The organism is Bradyrhizobium stylosanthis (assembly GCF_001641335.1).
GTDB lineage: Bacteria > Pseudomonadota > Alphaproteobacteria > Rhizobiales > Xanthobacteraceae > Bradyrhizobium > Bradyrhizobium stylosanthis.
This window is the reverse complement of the sequence record NZ_LVEM01000001.1, coordinates 751,456-769,581: the sequence shown is the minus strand read 5'-3', so window position 1 is coordinate 769,581 and position 18,126 is coordinate 751,456. Positions and strand designations below refer to the sequence as shown.

Genomic DNA, 18,126 nt, shown 5'->3' with positions numbered 1-18,126 from the left:
GGAAAACGCTTCGAAACCTTGACATCAGGCGGTTTCTGGCTAGGTTGCCGGCCAACGCGGGCCGTTTGGCCGGCTCCAGATTCCCCAATTCTCTGAGGTTCAGAACATGGCCAAAGCGGTCACCATCAAGGTCAAGCTCGTGTCCTCGGCCGACACCGGCTTCTATTACGTCGCCAAGAAGAATTCGCGCACCATGACCGACAAGCTGGTCAAGAAGAAGTACGACCCGGTCGCGCGCAAGCACGTCGAATTCAAGGAAGCCAAGATCAAGTAAGATCGCGGCAAACGCTGAAGACTTTTGCGGGGCCCTTTCGGGCCCCGTTTTATTTTGGCCCCTCCTCGCGTGTCCCGGACGCGCGGCACTGTGCAACGCAGCTGCGCAGAGCCGGGACCTGGAGAGCGACTCGGCACGCGCAAAGACAAGGTCCCGCAGCACACCGCATTGGACGATGCTTCGCATCGAGCTGAGTTGACTCCTGCCGTCATCATCGGGGACGCTCGAAGTGCCCGGGGAATTTTCCGATGGAAGCCAGAACGTCGCTCGCTGCCCTGGTGGGCTTCGCGCTTGGAGCAGCCACGCTGGATTCGCAGCCTTGTGGATCGGCATCTCGTTTCTCGGTCACGCACCGGGCGGCATTCACAGCGATTGGGCTCTCGTCGTGTTCTCTGCAGCCCTGGTGTGCTTTGGAGTGGGCGGCGCCGCCGGAGCCAAAGGTGCTATCCGGCTAGCCAAATCCTTGCGCCGTTAGACGAATTGCCGCGACGGCTTTGATCGCAAGGACAGCCTTCTCCCGCCCGCCATCGCGCTGACGAGTTTATAGGCAGGCATCTCATCAACCGTCGGTTGCTCAACCTCAAATGTATGTTAGCGTGCCGTTACCGGCGCGGCATTTCCGCGCCGGATTTGGGAAGGACATGGTCATGAGATTGTCGCCAAGCCTTGTCGTGCCTTCAGCCATCGCCGCCTTGTCGACCGTCCTGCTGGTCGGCCCCGCTGCGTCGCAAATCAACGCGGGCTCCACCGACACGCTGCCTCCGGTCACCGTCGACGCGCCGAAGCCGGCGGCAAAACCGTCTGCGCCGCAGCGCGCGGCAGGCACCGGCACATCCGGCCGGACATCGTCGGCAACTCAGACGACATCGTCGGCCGCCCGAACGCCGTCCTATGCGCCGGGATCGACCATGGCGAAGATCGCCAAGCTGGAGCGATCTGCCAGCAGCTGCAACGGCGGCTGCGAGACCAGCTTCAAGACCGGCAACGCCCCCTGGGTTGGCTGCAGCTATTCGGCGGGAATCAATTCGGTGGTCTCGTCAACCTGCACCGACACGCTCACCTACAAGACCTACGCGGAGTGCATGGACACCAAACTTTTCCTGGGCTGGATCACGCGAGAAGCGCGCTGGCATTGCAGCAGCCTGCTCGCCGGCGGGAAGCTGAAGGGGGAAAAGCTGACCACGTTGGTTGCGGAGAAGCGTGAGGTCGCCGAGCTCAAGCGATCGGCACGTCAACGTTAGTCGACGGGGCATCGCAGCCCCGTTTCTGGTTGCGCCCCCACGTGATCCGGACCTGCCGTAGCCCGAGCGATGCGTAGCACCGCTCGGAAATGCCGCTGTGCTGCGTCCGGAGCACGACACTGGGCCGGGTGAACTGCGGCCAACAGCAAAAGCCGATCAGTGTTTGACGGGGCCAGCCTGAATCTCGAATAGCACGGCCTTCAATTTCGGCAGCCCCTGGTTCAGCGCAATCAATCCTGCAAAGGAGGACATGCTGACGGCCAAGCACGCGAGGAAGATCAGAGCGTGCTTGATCGTTATCCCAGCGAACGCCGTCAAGGGATTGATCAACCAGAATCGGCCACCAGCATCCCGCGCTCGCAGCAACATTTGATGGTTGGCCCAGACGCCTCCAAGCATCCCGGCGATGAATGTGCCAATGAGGGCACAATTCAAGAGAGTAACAAGCAAAGGCGGCATCGAGGCATCATAGCAACGTCGCTCGAAACGGACAATCTTCGTCAACCCTCGGTTGCTCAATCCCGAATGTATGTTAGCGTGCACTTCCCGGCACGGCATTTCCGTCCCGGATCAGGAAGGACATGGTCATGAGATTGTCATCAAGCCTTGTCGTGCCTTCAGTCGCCGCCGCGTTGTCAACCGTCCTACTGTGCGCCCCGGCCGCGTCGCAGATCCCAACCGGCTCCGCCGCCACGCTTCCCCCCGTCACGGTCGACGCGCCGAAGCAGACGGCAAGACCGCACGTGTCGGAGCGGGGAGCAACCACAACCGCGCCGCGCCGGACGGCGTCAACAGCTCCAACGTCAACCGCGCGCACGCCTTCGTACGCGCCGGGCTCACCCATGGCGAGGCTTGCCAGCCTGGAGAAAGTCGCCAGCAGTTGCAACGGCGGCTGTGCTTCAAGCTTCCGGCACGGCAATGAGCCCTGGATCGGCTGCAGCGAGTCCGGCGGCAACATCAATTATGGACCTTTCTCGCCCACATGCCGGGACACCATCACCCATACGTCCTACGAGACTTGCGTCGAGACGAAGGTGTTCCTGGGCGAGAATCGAAACAGAGCCCACTGGTTCTGCAGCAGCCTCGCCGCCGGCAACAGGTTCAAGGTCGCCGACCTCAAGCGGTCTGCACGCCGCTAGTTCTTTCTCTCCACACGCCTTCTGTTGCTGTCGAGCTTCAGCTCTCTCGTGTCCCGGACGCGGTGCAGCGCCGCCAGCGCGTTTACGCGCGTCTTCGACGCGCTATGGCGCTGCTCCGCAGAGCCGGGACCCAGGAGGCGGCACGGCAGAATGCGGAGACATGGGCCCCGGCTCTGCAGCGCACCGTCGAAGTGACGCTGCGCTGCGTCCGGGGCATGAGAGCTGGGCTACGCACCCCACGCAAAGCACTGCGCATCCGGACAACCGTCGACCAAGTGTGACCCATGTCGCAGAGGCCAGCGGCAGGCTCCAATACCTCCAGCGGGATTGTTGCATGAACCTGGTCCATTCCCGTGAAGAGCCATTTGCCGCTGTTGGATCCGCTGCGCTTCGGAGCCGCGCTCGGAGTTGCCGTTTTCCACCAGATGTTCTGGTCCTGGGCCTGGGCATCGATCGGCGTCCCCGGTTTCGAGCGCACCGTTGCAGCCGACGTGCTCTACCCCTCGGCCGCACCGTTCACCTGGTTCGGCTGGGTCGGCGTTGAAATCTTCTTCGTCATTTCCGGTTTCGTCATTGCCAATTCCGCGAGCACGGCCTCGCCCGGCGAGTTTCTGCTTGGCCGCGCGCTCAGGCTCTATCCGGCGGTCTGGGTCTGCGCCACCGCGACCTTCCTCGTCCTGCTGCTGTTCGGCAGCGGACCGGCGTCCGAGATCATCCTGCCCTACATCCACGCCATGCTGATGGTGCCGAAGGGCGTCACCGGTCAATGGCTCGACGAGGTCTATTGGACGCTCGCGGCCGAGACGGCGTTCTATGGGCTGGTGTTGTGCGCGATGCTGACGCGGAAGATCACGCTGCGGCACCTCGCCTTTGGTCTCACCATCTACAGCGCGGTGTTCAATGCCATCGCGCTGCTGGTTGCGTCATGCACGACGCCATCCGACCTGCCCTATCTCTTGATCCTGATGTTCCGGGTGCCGTGCGCGGCATTCCTGCTGACTCACGGCTGCTTCTTTGCGCTGGGCATCTGGCTGTTCATTTCCGCGAACAGGGAATTGACCGCGCTCGAACAGCTTGCCGTCGCCGTCACCTGCTTGTCGGGCGCAGCCGAGATCTACGTCTTCGCCTCGTTCTTCCTGACCTCCATCCCCGCCATCTCGGATCAATCGGCCATGGTGCCGATCACCGTCTGGGCGGCCGCGGTGCTCCTCATTGCCCGTGCCGCGAAAAGGAACAGGCACCCTGCACCCGTGGCTTCTCCCGAAGCGCCGGCCTGGCTGAGGACGCTCGGACTGATCACCTATCCGCTTTATCTCACCCACAACGTCATTGGCTCTGCGATCATCCGTGCATTGATCGAGGCGGGCCTCGATGCCACCTCGGCCGTGTGGGTCGCGCTGGGCCTACTCGTGCTGGTCTGCTGGTTCATCTGTGCGAGGATCGAGCCGGCCGTCAGGTCCGCGCTGATGCAAACGCTGGCGCATTTCGGAAGGCTGCCGAAGCGGCTGCCGGCATCGCGCCGCCCGGCGCTGGCACGGGGCCTGGGACTGCGCCTTCCCCTGCCCGCCCCGATCAAGGTGAAGGTCGCGGCATCCTAGCCGGCGCGCGCAGTCTTGCGGCCTTCAGCGGCCGCTGACACCGGCAACAGCCAGCCCCTCGGCGAACCGCTCGACGAAGCCCTGATCGTTGCAAAAGAACAGCTCCTGCCGCGCCGTCGCGATCGTGTAATCCGGCTTGCGCTGCAGCAGATCGACGGCTGCCGCATGGGCCTGCGCCTTGTCACCGAGGTGGCCGAGGGACGCAGCCAGCGTCGCATAAGCACGATAGGTGGCATTCGGCTGCCGCGTCGCCCTGCGGGCAAACTCGACGGCAATGTCGTATTCGCCAAGCGAGAAATGCGTCCACGAACGAACGTGGTGAAAGCTCCAGAGATGGCTGTCGCGAGGACTGAGCATTGTCGCGCGATCAAGCAGCGCTTCGGCCTCGATCTCCCGCCCGCACCACAAAAGGTTGAACCCTTGCGCAAAATACCCTTGCGCGAAACTCGGATTGAGCTCCAGCGAGGTGTCGATGGCGGCCAGCGCCTCGTCGTTCCGACGCGTCAGGCACAGCGCTCGCCCGAGCGCGCAATGGCAGAAGCAATCGAGCTCGTCGAGCGTCACGGCGAGACGGGACTGGCGCAGCGCCGTTTCCAGACGCCCGGGCCGGATCTTCGGATCATCATAGAGCGCGCGCTGGATATTGACGTAGGCCAGCGCACCATGACCACGCGCGAAGCCGGGATCTGCCGCGATCGCACGCTGGAAATACTCCTCGGCCAGGTCGAATCCCGGCGTGGTGAACCGCCAGAGATTCCATAGTCCGCGCTGATAGCAGTCCCACGCATCCAGGCTTTCGGGCGCCTTTCGTGCCGCGAGTTGCTGCTCGACCTTCGACAGTTCGGGTTCGATGGTGGCGGCGATCTGCTTGGCCATCTCCTCCTGAATATCGAAGATGTTCTCGAGCTGAAGTTCGTACTTGTCGGACCAAAGCTGCATCCCGTCCGCGGCCCGGGTCAGCTCTGCCGTGATCCGCACGACATCGCGGCTCTTGCGAACGCTGCCGGACATGACATAGCTCACGCCGAGCTGCGCACCGACGTCGCGCGCGTCAACCACCCGCCCCTGAAACCCGATCGTCGAGTGGCGCGAGATCACGGAAAGCCAGCGGTTGCGGGCGAGCAGCCGGATGATGTCTTCCGTCAATCCATAGCTGAAATATTCGTTCTCCGGATCGTTCGACATGTTCGTGAACGGCAGCACCGCGATGAACGAACGCGCGTTGGCCTCTGCCTTGACCGATTCCGAAACGACGTCGTCGAGATGCGACACGTCGGTCGAAAGCGATGCCTGTTTCGGAACGTCGATCGGCGCGCGCTGCTCCGGCGCAAGCCGGATCGCTTCGGCGTCGGAGCCGCCGATCGCATGCACCTGGGCGACGAACCGAAAGCCGCGCCGGTGCAGCGTCCTGATGAAGAGCTGATCGGTTCCGTTGTCGCCGAGCACGCGCCGCGCGCCGTTGATGCGGCTGGAGAAAGCCGCTTCGGAAATGATGCGGCCATGCCACACGATGTCGATGAGCTCGTCCTTGCTCACCACCCGCTCGTGGTTGCGCACCAGATGAACGATGAGATCGAAGACCTGAGGTTCAATATGGACAGGCGTCCCCTCACGTCGAAGCTCTTGCTGGCTTAGATCGACCTCGAAATCCGAAAAACGGTATTTTACTACCATTATCACTTTCCTAGCGAGGCTGACCGCATATGGCGGCCGTCGTCGAAACAATCTCCAACTCAGGGAAAAACCAATGTGTCCTGAAGGACTCCGTCAAGCGCGAGGGATCGGTCGAGTTTAGAGATCGGTCAATCGCCCTTCAACCGGAGATGCCACATGGTCCGTGCGTCCGATCGTCTGCACCGCTATTGCGCCGGATGGTTTGCCGTCTTGGCACATCGCGGTTCCGCGCAAGCGCTTGCATCCCTCCCGTCCGCGACGCGTCCGAGCTTGCGGAAGAAGGTTCTCCTGCTGGCGGCCCGCCTGAGGCGTCTGTTCAATACGTGGGCTGCAGCGTCGCTCGCGCATCAGGCCGCAACAGCTGCCGGACAACTGCCGGCAGCGCACGGGATCTCCGCTGCCGCGGCGCGATCGACCCGTGCGGCGCAAAGCGGCGGCGCTCGACGAGCACCGCCATGATCGGATGCATGCTCTCGGCTACGCCGGGCTCGCTGGGGCGTGAGTGACCGCGTTTCAAACCGTCAATCCGAAGCGCGCGCCCGAAGGCATCAGCTTGCAGCGGCAGCCCGTTTGAGGGCCGTCAACAGTTCCTTCGCCAGCGGTCCCGCCGATGCCGGGTTCTGCCCGGTGATGAGGCGGCCATCAACAACGACATGAGGTTGCCAGTTGGATGCAGACGAGTACTCGGCACCCTCTGCCCTCAATGCATCCTCAAGTTCGTAGGGCACGTCGTCCCGGGCGTAGTCGTACTCTTCCTTTGTCGAGAACGACGTGAGCTTCTTGCCGCGCACGAACGGCGTGCCATCCCCGAGATCCACGCCGAGAAGAGAGCACGGACCGTGACAAACGGCGCTCACGAGCTTGCCCGTGCTCCACGCGCGCACGACGGCCTTCTGCACGTCGGCGTTTCGCGCGATGTCGACCATCGGCCCGAGGCCGCCGGGCACCAGGATCGCATCGTAGTCCGCGGCATCGACTTCGGACAATTTGCGGCTGTGATTGAGCCGACGAAAAGCCTTGCTCGCGAGAAACGCCTTCTGGGCTGGGTCTTTCTCGTCATATGCGTCGTAGGGCGTCCATCCGCCGGCAGGCGACGCGAACTCCACCGCGATTCCCGCCTTGTCGAGCACGTCGAAAGGATGGGCGACTTCCGCAAAGAAGAAGCCGGTCTTGCGACTGTGCGGACCGATCACGGCTGCGTTGGTGACGATGAACAGAACATGCTGGGTCACGTTGGATCCTCGATTTGATGAGGCGTTCAGGATTCGGTTCCAAGCGTTTCCCGCCACGAGCGCCCCGGCGCGCGATACGCGAACGTACCTATCACCGCAGTCGGCCCGACGGTGGTTAAATGCGGTAAATGGGGAATATCCGGCAAGTGTCTTCAGCTCAAAGCCATCGCGCCTGGTACATGCGCAATTTGCAATCTTGGTACTGTTCTATGGCCGGGCGCAGCGCATTTATCCGCTAGCCAGCGACCGGAGCGATCCCGATCCGCCAGTCTTGCGGGAGGTCCGGCCGGCGCAGACGGCGCTGATCGCTGGGCCCAACCAGATCAGGATCGAGGAGATAATTCCCATGAAGGCAATCGTTGTCACGGAACAGGCTGCGGGAACAGGCGGAATGAAGCTGATGGACCGGCCCGAGCCGCAAGCAGCGATCAACGACGTCATTGTCCAGGTTCACGCGTCGGGATTTGTCCCGACCGAGCTGACGTGGCCTTCGACCTGGACTGATCGCGTCGAGCGTGCCCGAACACCGTCGATCCCTGGACACGAGCTGGCCGGAGTGGTCACCGCTCTCGGATATGGCACGACCGGGCTCTCGGTGGGACAGCGGGTGTTCGGCCTTGCGGATTGGTATCGCGATGGCTCGCTGGCCGAGTATGTGGCGATCGAGGCCCGCAATCTCGCGCCGCTGCCTGGTGACGTTGACTTCACGGTGGGCGCGAGCCTGCCGGTCTCTGGCCTGACCGCATGGCAAGGGCTGTTCCAGCACGGCCGCCTCCAGGCGGGGCAACGCGTGCTCGCACACGGCGCGGCGGGCGCCGTCGGCTCGATGGTGACGCAGCTCGCACGAGAGGCAGGCGCCTACGTCATCGGCTCCGGTCGCGCCTCCGACCGTCAGACGGTGCTCGATTTCGGGGCGAAGGAATTCGTCGACCTCGACAACGACGCCCTTGAAGACATCGGCAAGGTCGATCTGGTGTTCGATGTCATCGGCGGTGACATCCAGAAGCGGTCCGCAGCACTGATCCGAGCCGGAGGAACACTGGTCACCATCGTCGGGCCGGCCGAGGCGCGGCCGACCAACGGACTGGCTCTCGATTTTGTCGTCGAGGCAGATCGTTCCCAGCTAAGTGAGATCGTCCAGCGCGTGCGGGACGGCCGACTGCGGACGAACATCGGCAAGGTCTCCACCTTCGACGATGCGGTCGCCGCCCTAAATCCGAGCGGCCGGCGCAAGGGGAATACGATCATCCGCGTTCGTCCCTGAAGCAGCAGCTATCAGGCACAGGAGGCACACCGTCGTCGGCTCCCCTCCGGCAGATACTCGTGAACGACCTTCCGCCTGCGCCGTCTTCAACAACGGTGCGGGCGGTCCGAGCAAGCAGATGGTCAGTGCAGTTGTCGTTTTTGATCGAAGGAGACGGAACCGTCGGCTCATAGGTCGTGCGCGTTTGTCACCTCGCGTGATCCGGCGTAAAAGTGCAACAAGCAGGACTTGCCGATCATGGTGCACGCGAGGCCAGAGCGTCGATTGGCAGCAATATTGGCGGCCGACGTCTCCGGGTACTCGCGGCTTATGCACGCGGACGAAGAGGCGACGCATGCCAGGCTGATGGCACTCCTCGCCGACGGCGTCGAGCCCGCAATCGCGGAGCACGGCGGTCGCATCGTGAAAAACACTGGCGACGGGCTTCTAGCGGAGTTTCCGAGCGCCGTCGAAGCAGTTCGGGCTGCGATGCAATTCCAAACGCGTGTCGGCGAACTGACGACCGGCGATCGGGAAGACAGCCGCATCGCTTTTCGGGTGGGCGTCAATATCGGTGATGTCATCGTCGAACCTCACGACATCTTTGGCGATGGCGTCAATATCGCGGCGAGGCTTGAGAGCGTCGCAGCCCCCGGCGGCATCTGCATTTCCTCATCTGTTTACGATCAGGTCCAAGGCAAGATCGGAGACAGGTTTGCCGATCTCGGCGAACAGAACCTTAAAAACATCGGCCGCCCGATTCGAGTCTACGCCGTGATTTTGGATGAGTTCAGGCCCGCGACGCTGTCTGAACGTGGGGGATCAAGCACGTCTTCGCCGCCGCATCTTTCCATTGTTGTGTTACCGTTCACCAATCTTAGCGGCGATCCTGAACAAGACTGCTTCGCCGATGGTGTAACTGACTCTCTTACAACGGATCTGTCTCGCATCAGTGGCTCGTTCGTTATTGCCCGAAACAGCGCGTTCTCTTACAAGGGCAAGTCTATAGACGTTCGACAGGTCGGGCGTGAGTTGAACGTTCGCTATGTACTCGAAGGATCGGTTCAGCGCAGCCGGAGCCGACTTCGGATCAACGTCCAGCTCATAGATGCTCAAACTGCCAATCACCTGTGGGCCGAGCGTTTCGAAAAGCTCATCGCCGATATTTTCGATATGCAGGACGAAATTGTATCGAGACTCGCCAATGCCTTAGACGTCCAGCTCATTGTCGCCGAGGCCCGACGAGCGGAGCGCTCGCTCAATCCCGACGCATTGGATCTGGTTTTTCAAGGTCTTGCTTGCCTATACGAGGGGCCGAGCCCCAAGGACCTAACTCATGCACGCGATTTTTTCGAACGTGCCTTGGCAATCGACGCTCGAAATGTCCGAGCGATGGTCGGGCTGGCAATCGTAGATTTCCGAATGGCAATTACCGTGCGCACCGACAATAAGGCGGCGCTCTTTTCCGCAGCGGCAACAAATGCGACCAAAGCACTTTCGCTCGCACCGGACGACACGCTAGGCCACTTGGTCTTGGGTGGTGTCTACATTTTGACAAATCGGGCCGCCCAAGGAATTGCAGAATGCGAGCGAGTATTGGCGATTGATCGCAACTCGGCCTGGGCGCACAGCTCCATTGGCATAGCCAAAATTCAGATGGGTCGGCCTGCCGAGACCGAAGCTCACATACTCGAGGCTCTCCGTCTCTCCCCGCGCGATACGCTTGCCCACCAGTGGATGGATTTCGTAGGAACGGCCAAGATGCATCTCGGTGCATATGCCGAGGCGGCCAGTTGGCTGCGACGAAGTATCGAGACTAACCGCAATTACCCTCCTGCACATTTTGCGTTGGCCGCTGCCTTGGGCCTGCTAGGAGCCTCGGATGAGGCACGAACAGTTGCGAGGGCGGGACTTGCGCTCGACCCAGACTTCAGTATCCGCCGTTTCGGCTTCGGTTCATCAAGCGACCATCCGACGTATCTTGCTGGTCGGGCGCGGATCAGTGAGGGACTGCGCCTGGCTGGAGTACCAGAGGGGTGATGTCGATTATGGGTCGGAAGCTGCCGATCGCACGAAGCAGAGCGTCGTGCGCCACAAGCGCTCGAGCTGACGTTCGTGAGCCTCTCCCCGCCTACGCCGCCTTCAACACCGGCGTCGGCGGTTGCGACGGCCGGATCAGCGCGAACGCGACCTGGATGATGCCGCCGGCCAGCCCAAGCGCGACGCCGATGCGCCAGGCCATGGTGTAGGAGCCGAGCGCATCGTAGAGCACCCCGCCGCCATAGGCGCCGAGGAAGCTGCCGATCTGATGGCTCATGAAGGCAAGGCCCTGGATCATCGCCTGCCAGCGCAGGCCGAACATCTCGGCGACGGCGCCGGCGACCAGCGGACCGACGCCCATCCAGAGGAAGCCCATGATCGCGCCGAACAGCAGCGTTGAGAATGGCGTCGCCGGCAGCGTGAAGTACCAGGCGAGCGCGATCGAGCGCAGGATGTAGATGCCGCCAAGCAGCGCCAGCTTGTTCCAGCGCTGGCCGGCCCAGCCGAAGAACAGCGAGCCCAGCACGTTGAAGCCGCCGATCATGCCGAGTGTCTGCGCGCTGAGCATCGGATCGAGGCCGCAGATCGCGAGGTAGGACGGCAGATGCGTGGTCAGGAACACGAGCTGCATGCCGCAGACGAGATAGGCACAAGTCATCACCACGAAGGAGGCATTGCCGAACGCGGTCTTCGCCGCGGTCGCGGCCGTCGCATCGCCGATGTCGTCGGCGGTCGGCTTCGGCAGCGGGATCTTGTCGATGCGACCGGCATACCAGGCCGCGGGGATCATCAGCACCGACATGACGACGAAGCCTGCAAGGCCGAAGCGCCAGCCGAAGCCTTCGTTGAGGATCTGCCCGATCGGGGCCGACAGCAGCGCGCCGAGCGAGCCCGCGCCGGAGACGATGCCGAGCACGGTGGAGCGCACTGTTGCGGGCACCGCGCGCGCCGCCACCGACATCGCGATCGCGGCCGCGGTGCAGGCCAGCGAGGTCCCGATCAGCACGCCGGCGCCGATCATGATGCTGAGCAGGCCGTTGGCGGTCGCCATCAGCGCAAGCCCTGCGATATACATCAGCGCGCCCACGATCATGATCGGGCGGAAGCCGTAGCGCACGGTGAGCGCGCCGGCAGGCGGCTGCAGGAAGCCCCAGGCGAGGTTCTGCACGGCCAGCGCCAGCGTGAAATCCGAGATCGAGATGTGGATGTCGTGCGTCAGCGGCTGCATGAAGATGCCGAGACTCTGCCGCAGCCCCATGCTCAGCGTCAGCATGATCGAGGCGCCGATCAGGATCGGCAAGGTCGGACGCAGGACCTGCAACAGGGGCATGACTTTCTCCCTCGGCGGCGCGGCACGCGTGCCGTCGTCTGCAATATCGGTTGATTTTGGTTACACAGACCTGTGTACTTAGGCTATGAAAGGCCGGTACTGTCAAGCCAACAGGATGCGCGCTATCGCATGGCTCCCCCGCCCGCCCCACAGACGATGAAAGAGCGGATCCTCGAGACCGCCGACAAGCTGTTCTATCTGCAGGGCATTCGCGCCATCGGCGTCGACACCATCGCGGCCGAGATCGGCATCTCCAAGCGCACGCTCTACAACCACTTCCCGTCCAAGGACGCGCTGATCGCGGCCTATCTCGAGCGCCGCTTCGTGCACGCCCGCCCCTCCGACAAGCCGCCGGCCGAGCAGATTCTCGCCACTTTCGATTCGCTGGAGCGCCGCTTTGCGGCCAAGGATTTCCGCGGCTGCCCGTTCGTGAATGCGGTCGCCGAGCTCGGCCCTTCCGACCGCGCCGTGAAGAAGATCGCCATCGCCTTCAAGGAAAGCCGCCGCGTCTGGTTTCGCGACCGCCTCACCGAGCTCGGCGTTGCCGACGCCGATGCGCTCGCCACCCAGCTCGTGCTGCTGGTCGATGGCTCCATCGCCCAGGACTTGGTGCGCGACGATCCCGCGATGGCGCGCGCGGCAAAGGAAGCGGCGAAGGTGCTCTTGCGGAATGCGGGGGTGGATGTGGGTGGAGAGGCGGTGACGCCCGTGAAGGGCAAGCGCTCGCCACAATAACTGCCGTCGTCCCGGCGGAGGCCGGGACGACACTGTGGGTGTGGCGACAGCATTCGCCCCATGCAGCACCGACCCTGCCAAAATGCTTCTGTTTTGCCCGACAAGTCAAACCGCGCGCCGCCGCGGCGCACCCTTCCCTGCCACCGGCATAACCCATTGATCCCGCTCGCGCCGGCTACTGTGCATGGGGTTGTTTTCGAACTTTTGGATCGCGAGCAGCCTCACGCCGCGTGCGAGACCACCCGGTTGCGGCCGTCGTGCTTGGCGCGGTACAGCGCGGTGTCGGCGCGCTTGAGGACGTCGCCGACCGCCTCACCCTTCTGCTCCAGCGTGGTGAGGCCGATCGAGATGGTGACCTCGATGCGCTTGGCGCCCTTGTGGATCGCGAAGGGCTCGCCCGCGATGGAGCGGCGCAGGCGCTCGGCGACCATGCCGGCGACGTGCAGGTCGGTCTCCGGCATCACGATGACGAACTCCTCGCCGCCGTAGCGGCAGGCAAGGTCGATGCCGCGGATCGATTTGCGCACGCGCACCGCGAACTCGCGCAGCACGTCGTCGCCGGCGTCGTGGCCGTAATTGTCGTTGATCGACTTGAAGTAGTCGATGTCGAGGATCATCAGCGCCAGCGGCTTGCCGCGCGTGGATGCCTGCTCGGCGAGCGTTGCCAGATGGCTCTCCATGTAGCGGCGATTGTGCAGGCCGGTCAGCGCGTCCGTGATCGCCATCTCGATCGAGTTCTGCACGTTGTCGCGCAGATGATCGGTGTAGCGGCGGCGGCGGATCTGGGTGCGGGCGCGCGCCAGCAGCTCGATCTTGTCGACGGGGCGCAAGAGATAGTCGTTGACGCCGATCTCGAGGCCGCGGAGCAGCCGCGTCGAGTTCTCGGGGTCGGCGATGGCGAGGATCGGCACGTGGCGCGTCCGCTCAAGCGAGCGCGCCTGGCTGCACAGGCGCAGGCCGTCGAAATTGTTGAGATCGAGCGAGACGATCAGCAGGTCGTAATTGCCTTCGGCGGCGTGGAACAGCGCCTCCGTCGGGTTCGGCTCGACGTCGATGGTGTGCTCGGCGGCGAGGATCGTCGCCAGCCGCTCGTAGGAGGACTCGCGGTCGTCGACCAGGAGGATGCGGCCGCCCTTGCCGGTGTCGGCCACGGCGCTGCGCTCGGGCGCCTGCATGCCGATCTCGAGCGAGGTGATGGCGCGCATGCGCAGCTCGTCGGTCATCATCTTCAGCCGCGTCAGCGAGCGCACGCGCGCGATCAGCACGACGTCGGAGACGGGTTTTGTGAGGAAATCGTCGGCGCCGGCTTCGAGGCCGCGGTTGCGGTCGGCGGGGCTGTCGAGCGCGGTGACCATCACGACGGGAATGTGGTGCGTCGCCGGATCGGTCTTCAGGCGGCGGCAGACTTCGAAACCGTCCATGTCGGGCATCATCACGTCGAGCAGGATGATGTCGCATTCGGCGCGGCGTGCAAGCGCGAGCGCCTCGGTGCCGTTCGAGGCCGTCATCACGTCGAAATATTCGGCGGACAGGCGGGCTTCGAGGAGTTTGACGTTGGCAGGAACGTCATCGACAACCAGGATACGCGCGGACACTGTGAACTCACTTCCTATCCGATAAAACGCCGGACCGTCTCAATGAATTTGCCGACCGAGATCGGCTTGGACAAATAGGCCTCGCAGCCGCCCTCGCGGATGCGCTCTTCGTCGCCCTTCATCGCGAACGCCGTGACCGCGACGACGGGAATGGTGCGCAGCTCCGGATCGTCCTTGATCCAGCGCGTCACCTCGAGGCCTGAGACCTGCGGCAGCTGGATGTCCATCAGCACGAGGTCGGGCCGCATCTTGCGCACGAGGTCGAGCGCCTCGTAGCCGTTGCTGGTGCCGGAGGTCTGGTAGCCGTGGGCCTCCAACAGGTCGCGGAAGAGCTTCATGTTGAGCTCGTTGTCTTCCACGATCAGGACGGTCTTAGCCATCCCGTCCTCCTGATTGGCACGTAGCCGGATACATCTGACGCCTCAGGCGCCGCTTTCCGGCGCTTCGAAAACTGGATTCAAACTAGCCTCAGATTCGCTCTAGTTTCGTTAAACCCGAGGGGCCACTTTCTGCGACGTGGTTTCCAGTTGCTTGCCCCGGGCCGGAAGACTCAAGGCGGAGACTCGGGCATGATGCAAAGTAGACACCGAAAGTTAACGGAAAGGCAAACTGCTCCCTTGAAAAAGCCTGTTCACAACCCTCGCGAAGTCGCTGAAATCGTTGCGATTCAGGCCCTGTCCTTTGTCGCGGGCGACCCCGAGCGGCTGGGCCTGTTCCTGGCTGAGACAGGGGTCGGTCCGGAGACCCTCCGGAACGCCGCCGCGGACCCGAGTTTCCTCCTCAACGTGCTCGATTTCGTGCTGCGCGATGACGCCACCGTGAAGGCCTTCGCGACAGCCTCGGAGCTGCATCCGACCAACGTTGCCGCAGCGCGGCAGGTGCTCGGCGACGCGCTCGGCGACCCCTCCTGGGAGCGCGACGTGCCGTGAGCACGCCCGACCCGGCCGGGCCCCGCTGCTTCTGCCGGGATTGTCTGGCCGATCTGGACGTGAGTGTCCGGCGCTGCACGGCCTGCGGTTCCCCCCGCCTCATCCGCCACCGGACGCTGGCGAGCCTGACCATCGCCCATATCGACTGCGACGCCTTCTACGCCACGGTCGAGAAGCGCGACAATCCTGACATCGCCGACAAGCCCGTCATCATCGGCGGCGGCAAGCGCGGCGTGGTGTCGGCCGCCTGCTACATCGCGCGGACCTATGGCGTGCGCTCGGCGATGCCGATGTTCAAGGCGCTGGATGCCTGCCCGCATGCGACCGTGATCCCGCCCGACATGGCCAAATATGTCCGCGTCGGCCGCGAGGTGCGCCAGGCCATGCAGGCCCTGACGCCGCTGGTCGAGCCGCTCTCGATCGACGAAGCCTTCCTCGATCTCTCCGGCACCGAGCGCGTGCACGGCATGATCCCGGCAAAAGTGCTGGCGCGCTTTGCCCGCGAGGTCGAGCGCGACATCGGCATCACCGTCTCGGTCGGCCTGTCCTGCAACAAGTTCCTCGCCAAGATCGCCTCCGACCTCGACAAGCCGCGCGGCTTTGCTGCGCTCGACCAGGAGGAAGCGCGCACGATGCTGGCGGACAAGCCGGTCGGCTTCATCTTCGGCGTGGGGCCTGCGACCCAGGAGCGCCTGGTGCAGCGCGGCTTCCGCGTCATCGCCGACCTGCAGAAGGCGGACGAGATCGAGATGATGCGGCAGTTCCCGAGCGACGGCCGCAGGCTGTGGCGGCTCGCGCGCGGCATCGACGACCGCCATGTCGAGCCGGACCGCGGCGCCAAGACGATTTCCAGCGAAACCACCTTCGAGACCGACATCCGCGATTTCGCGACGCTGGAGAAGATTCTGTGGCGACTCTGCGAGAAGACGTCGTCGCGGCTCAAGAGCAGCGAGCTCGCCGGCTCCACCGTGACGCTGAAGCTGAAGACCGCCGATTTCCGCCAGCGCACCCGTTCGCAGTCGATCGCCGCGCCGACGCAGCTCGCTGCGAAGATCTTCTCGATCTGCCGTGAAATGCTGGCGAAGGAGATCGACGGCACCGCCTTCCGCCTGATGGGCGCCGGCGTCAGCGCGCTGCGCGAGGGATCAGCGATCGACGACACCGACATGCTCGACCGCCGTGCCGCCCATGCCGAACGCGCGGTGGATAGCCTGCGCAAGAAGTTCGGCAGCGCCGCGGTGATCCGCGGCATCGCTTATGACGGACCGGAGAAGGCGCAGGAGTGATCCCGCTCAGCTCAGTCGCGTTCGAAGACCCGTGCACCCGGATAGGCGCGCCTGGCGTACTGAACGACCAACTGCCGGTCCTGCGTTTCCAGGAACGGCGTTCGGATCTGGCAGGATCCGACGATGAGGTGCCATAAGCCGTTGAGCTTTCGAATGACCACGTTCATTTGAGTTTCCTCGCAGTGACCCGAGTGGACTCAAATTGTAAGAATCTCCCGCCGTCGCTCAATTGTACCAGCGTAAGCTCGGCGCATGAGAAGGATTAGAGGAGATATACAAAGGTATGTTGGACAAGGCTTCCACAGTCGCCTGCGCCGACAGCTTCGCAAGGACGCCCCTCCTCGTCCGGAGGCTCGCACCTTGACCGGCGAACGCGATCTCGCCGCGCTGCTGAAAGGCATGAAGCCGGAGATGATGGACGGAACCTTCGTGTTCTGCACGCTTGCGCCGGGCGTGAGCACTCCAGCCACGATCAGCCCGATGCTGACATTCCGGGAGCGCGAAGGAATAACGCTGGTGATACGGCACGAGGAAGCCGAAGCGGCGGGACTAAGCCACGCATTCGCCTCGCGCCTGATCACGCTGACGGTTCACTCCGCGCTCGATGCAGTCGGCTTCCTGGCGGCAATCACCGCGCGCCTCGCCGAGGCCGGCATCAGCGTGAACGCCGTGTCGGCCTTCCATCATGACCATCTCTTCGTGCCGGTTGACCGGGCCGACGAAGCGATGGCGCTGTTGCGAGAGCTCGGTGGGACGGGAGACCAGTAGCCCGGATGGAGCGAAGCGAAATCCGGGACGGTGCATCCTCAGCGACAGGTTTCCCGGATTACGCTGCGCTCCATTCCGGGCTACTGCCGCGAACACAGCGGAAGCAGCTTGTCGCGTGTCAGAGGTGCGAGCTTGACAGCTCCGGGCGAGGACGGATCGAGCCAAAGGATCTCCTCGATCTCCGCGGCGGGCGTGACGGAATGGGCGATGACGACACGAAAGATGTCCGCATCGACCAGCCGGCCGGGCTCGTTGGCGGCCGGCGCCGTATATCGCCCGACATAGGTCATCTCGCTCGGATCGACCTCGATCCCGAGCTCCTCCGACAATTCGCGCCGCAGCGCGGCCTGCGGATGCTCGCCGGCCTCGATCTTTCCTCCGGGCTGCATGAAGCTTTCAGTCGCCCTCTTCCGGACCAGCAGGACGCGTCCGTCGCTCCTGCTCATCAGCGCGGCGGCAATCCGGATATTCTCCGACGTCATTCCGTCAACACCTCAATCCGCGACCGCGATCGCCTCGATCTCGATCAGCCATTCCGGCGCGGCGAGCGCGGAGACGCCGACGAGCGTGGAGGCCGGCGGCTCCATGCCTTCGAAGAAGGCCGAGCGGGCCTTGCCGATGATCGGGCGCAGCTCCGGCTTGTAGTTCACGACGAAGGTCGTGATCTTCACGATGTTGGAATAGCTCGCGCCGGCCGCCTTCAGCGCATGCCCGAGATTCTGCATCACCTGCGTGGTCTGCGCGGCGATATCGCCCTCGCCGACGATCCGCCCCTCCTCGTCGGTCGAGACCTGGCCGGAGATGTAGATGGTGCGCGCGCCGGAGGCGGTGACGACGTGGGAATAAGCGGGATTGTGATGCAGGCCGCTGGGGCGGAGATGGTCGAGCTTGGGCATGGTTGGCTCCCCGGAGTTTGTGGTTGGGAGGTAGCGTAGCGGGAGAGTGTGACGAGAGCTAGATGCAACGAGCAGCGCTGATGCCCCGTCATCCTGAGGTGCGAGCCGCGTGGCGCGAAGTGGCGCGCGGGGAGCCTCGAAGGATG

At 63.7% G+C, this 18,126-nt stretch carries 19 protein-coding genes; 9 read left to right on the top strand and 10 right to left on the bottom strand.

Going from position 1 to position 18,126, the window contains the following annotated elements:
• The first annotated feature begins 106 nt into the window (after window positions 1-106).
• Together rpmG and A7X65_RS03835 are read left to right on the top strand one after the other, a co-directional pair.
• Window positions 107-274 (top strand): 50S ribosomal protein L33, encoded by a 168-nt coding sequence (gene rpmG / locus A7X65_RS03840; RefSeq protein WP_057756569.1) that lies wholly within the window; start codon window positions 107-109, stop codon window positions 272-274.
• A 647-nt stretch (window positions 275-921) separates the two neighbouring features.
• Window positions 922-1,515 carry a hypothetical protein gene (locus tag A7X65_RS03835; protein WP_208608598.1) on the top strand — a complete coding sequence of 198 codons (594 nt, stop codon included), beginning with the start codon at window positions 922-924 and terminating at the stop codon, window positions 1,513-1,515.
• A gap of 156 nt (window positions 1,516-1,671) precedes the next feature.
• Here the strand turns inward: A7X65_RS03835 and A7X65_RS03830 are convergent, their stop codons facing one another.
• Both A7X65_RS03830 and A7X65_RS42490 read right to left on the bottom strand, forming a co-directional pair.
• A complete protein-coding gene (locus tag A7X65_RS03830; protein WP_156527623.1) occupies window positions 1,672-2,019 on the bottom strand; it encodes a hypothetical protein in 348 nt (115 codons plus the stop codon).
• Window positions 2,020-2,047: 28 nt separating this feature from the next.
• Window positions 2,048-2,473 carry a hypothetical protein gene (locus tag A7X65_RS42490; protein ID WP_167358203.1) on the bottom strand — a complete coding sequence of 142 codons (426 nt, stop codon included), beginning with the start codon at window positions 2,471-2,473 and terminating at the stop codon, window positions 2,048-2,050.
• A 546-nt stretch (window positions 2,474-3,019) separates the two neighbouring features.
• Between A7X65_RS42490 and A7X65_RS03820 the strand changes: the two genes are divergently transcribed.
• A complete protein-coding gene (locus A7X65_RS03820; RefSeq protein WP_245323225.1) occupies window positions 3,020-4,252 on the top strand; it encodes an acyltransferase family protein in 1,233 nt (410 codons plus the stop codon).
• Window positions 4,253-4,276: 24 nt separating this feature from the next.
• On the opposite strand, the gene A7X65_RS03815 is transcribed toward A7X65_RS03820, so the two are convergent.
• Window positions 4,277-5,926, bottom strand: a complete 1,650-nt coding sequence (locus A7X65_RS03815; RefSeq protein WP_082884819.1) for a winged helix-turn-helix domain-containing tetratricopeptide repeat protein — start codon at window positions 5,924-5,926, stop codon at window positions 4,277-4,279.
• Window positions 5,927-6,474: 548 nt separating this feature from the next.
• The gene (locus A7X65_RS03810) at window positions 6,475-7,158 is read right to left on the bottom strand and encodes a type 1 glutamine amidotransferase domain-containing protein (protein ID WP_063682991.1); all 684 of its coding nucleotides are present in this window, start codon (window positions 7,156-7,158) and stop codon (window positions 6,475-6,477) included.
• A gap of 346 nt (window positions 7,159-7,504) precedes the next feature.
• Here A7X65_RS03810 and A7X65_RS03805 point away from each other — a divergent pair, with 346 nt between their 5' ends.
• A complete protein-coding gene (locus A7X65_RS03805; RefSeq protein ID WP_063684785.1) occupies window positions 7,505-8,422 on the top strand; it encodes an NADP-dependent oxidoreductase in 918 nt (305 codons plus the stop codon).
• Between the two features lie 237 nt (window positions 8,423-8,659).
• Window positions 8,660-10,441 (top strand): adenylate/guanylate cyclase domain-containing protein, encoded by a 1,782-nt coding sequence (locus A7X65_RS03800; protein ID WP_063682990.1) that lies wholly within the window; start codon window positions 8,660-8,662, stop codon window positions 10,439-10,441.
• 91 nt (window positions 10,442-10,532) lie between these two features.
• On the opposite strand, the gene A7X65_RS03795 is transcribed toward A7X65_RS03800, so the two are convergent.
• Window positions 10,533-11,771 (bottom strand): MFS transporter, encoded by a 1,239-nt coding sequence (locus A7X65_RS03795; RefSeq protein ID WP_063682989.1) that lies wholly within the window; start codon window positions 11,769-11,771, stop codon window positions 10,533-10,535.
• Window positions 11,772-11,900: 129 nt separating this feature from the next.
• On the opposite strand from A7X65_RS03795, the gene A7X65_RS03790 reads away from it, so the two are divergent.
• Entirely contained in the window at window positions 11,901-12,506 is a 606-nt protein-coding gene (locus tag A7X65_RS03790; RefSeq protein WP_063682988.1) for a TetR family transcriptional regulator, read from the top strand.
• Between the two features lie 221 nt (window positions 12,507-12,727).
• Here the strand turns inward: A7X65_RS03790 and A7X65_RS03785 are convergent, their stop codons facing one another.
• The gene (locus tag A7X65_RS03785; RefSeq protein ID WP_063682987.1) at window positions 12,728-14,101 is read right to left on the bottom strand and encodes a PleD family two-component system response regulator; all 1,374 of its coding nucleotides are present in this window, start codon (window positions 14,099-14,101) and stop codon (window positions 12,728-12,730) included.
• Between the two features lie 14 nt (window positions 14,102-14,115).
• Complete coding sequence (locus A7X65_RS03780) at window positions 14,116-14,481, bottom strand: response regulator (protein WP_027553080.1); 366 nt, start codon at window positions 14,479-14,481, stop codon at window positions 14,116-14,118.
• Window positions 14,482-14,718: 237 nt separating this feature from the next.
• On the opposite strand from A7X65_RS03780, the gene A7X65_RS03775 reads away from it, so the two are divergent.
• Together A7X65_RS03775 and A7X65_RS03770 are read left to right on the top strand one after the other, a co-directional pair.
• A complete protein-coding gene (locus tag A7X65_RS03775; protein ID WP_063682986.1) occupies window positions 14,719-15,030 on the top strand; it encodes a DUF3572 domain-containing protein in 312 nt (103 codons plus the stop codon).
• The gene (locus A7X65_RS03770; RefSeq protein ID WP_063682985.1) at window positions 15,027-16,316 is read left to right on the top strand and encodes a DNA polymerase IV; all 1,290 of its coding nucleotides are present in this window, start codon (window positions 15,027-15,029) and stop codon (window positions 16,314-16,316) included. The genes A7X65_RS03775 and A7X65_RS03770 overlap by 4 nt, the downstream gene beginning before the upstream one ends.
• An 11-nt stretch (window positions 16,317-16,327) precedes the next feature.
• Here A7X65_RS03770 and A7X65_RS42485 read toward each other — a convergent pair whose 3' ends face one another.
• Window positions 16,328-16,483, bottom strand: coding sequence for a hypothetical protein (locus tag A7X65_RS42485; RefSeq protein ID WP_167358202.1), 156 nt, complete (start codon window positions 16,481-16,483; stop codon window positions 16,328-16,330).
• Window positions 16,484-16,676: 193 nt separating this feature from the next.
• Here A7X65_RS42485 and A7X65_RS03765 point away from each other — a divergent pair, with 193 nt between their 5' ends.
• Window positions 16,677-17,084, top strand: coding sequence for an ACT domain-containing protein (locus A7X65_RS03765; RefSeq protein ID WP_063682984.1), 408 nt, complete (start codon window positions 16,677-16,679; stop codon window positions 17,082-17,084).
• Between the two features lie 80 nt (window positions 17,085-17,164).
• Here the strand turns inward: A7X65_RS03765 and A7X65_RS03760 are convergent, their stop codons facing one another.
• Both A7X65_RS03760 and A7X65_RS03755 read right to left on the bottom strand, forming a co-directional pair.
• Window positions 17,165-17,566: an NUDIX hydrolase gene (locus tag A7X65_RS03760; RefSeq protein ID WP_063682983.1), complete on the bottom strand. Its 402-nt coding sequence runs from the start codon at window positions 17,564-17,566 to the stop codon at window positions 17,165-17,167.
• Between the two features lie 12 nt (window positions 17,567-17,578).
• Entirely contained in the window at window positions 17,579-17,980 is a 402-nt protein-coding gene (locus A7X65_RS03755; RefSeq protein WP_063682982.1) for a RidA family protein, read from the bottom strand.
• Window positions 17,981-18,126: the final 146 nt, after the last annotated feature.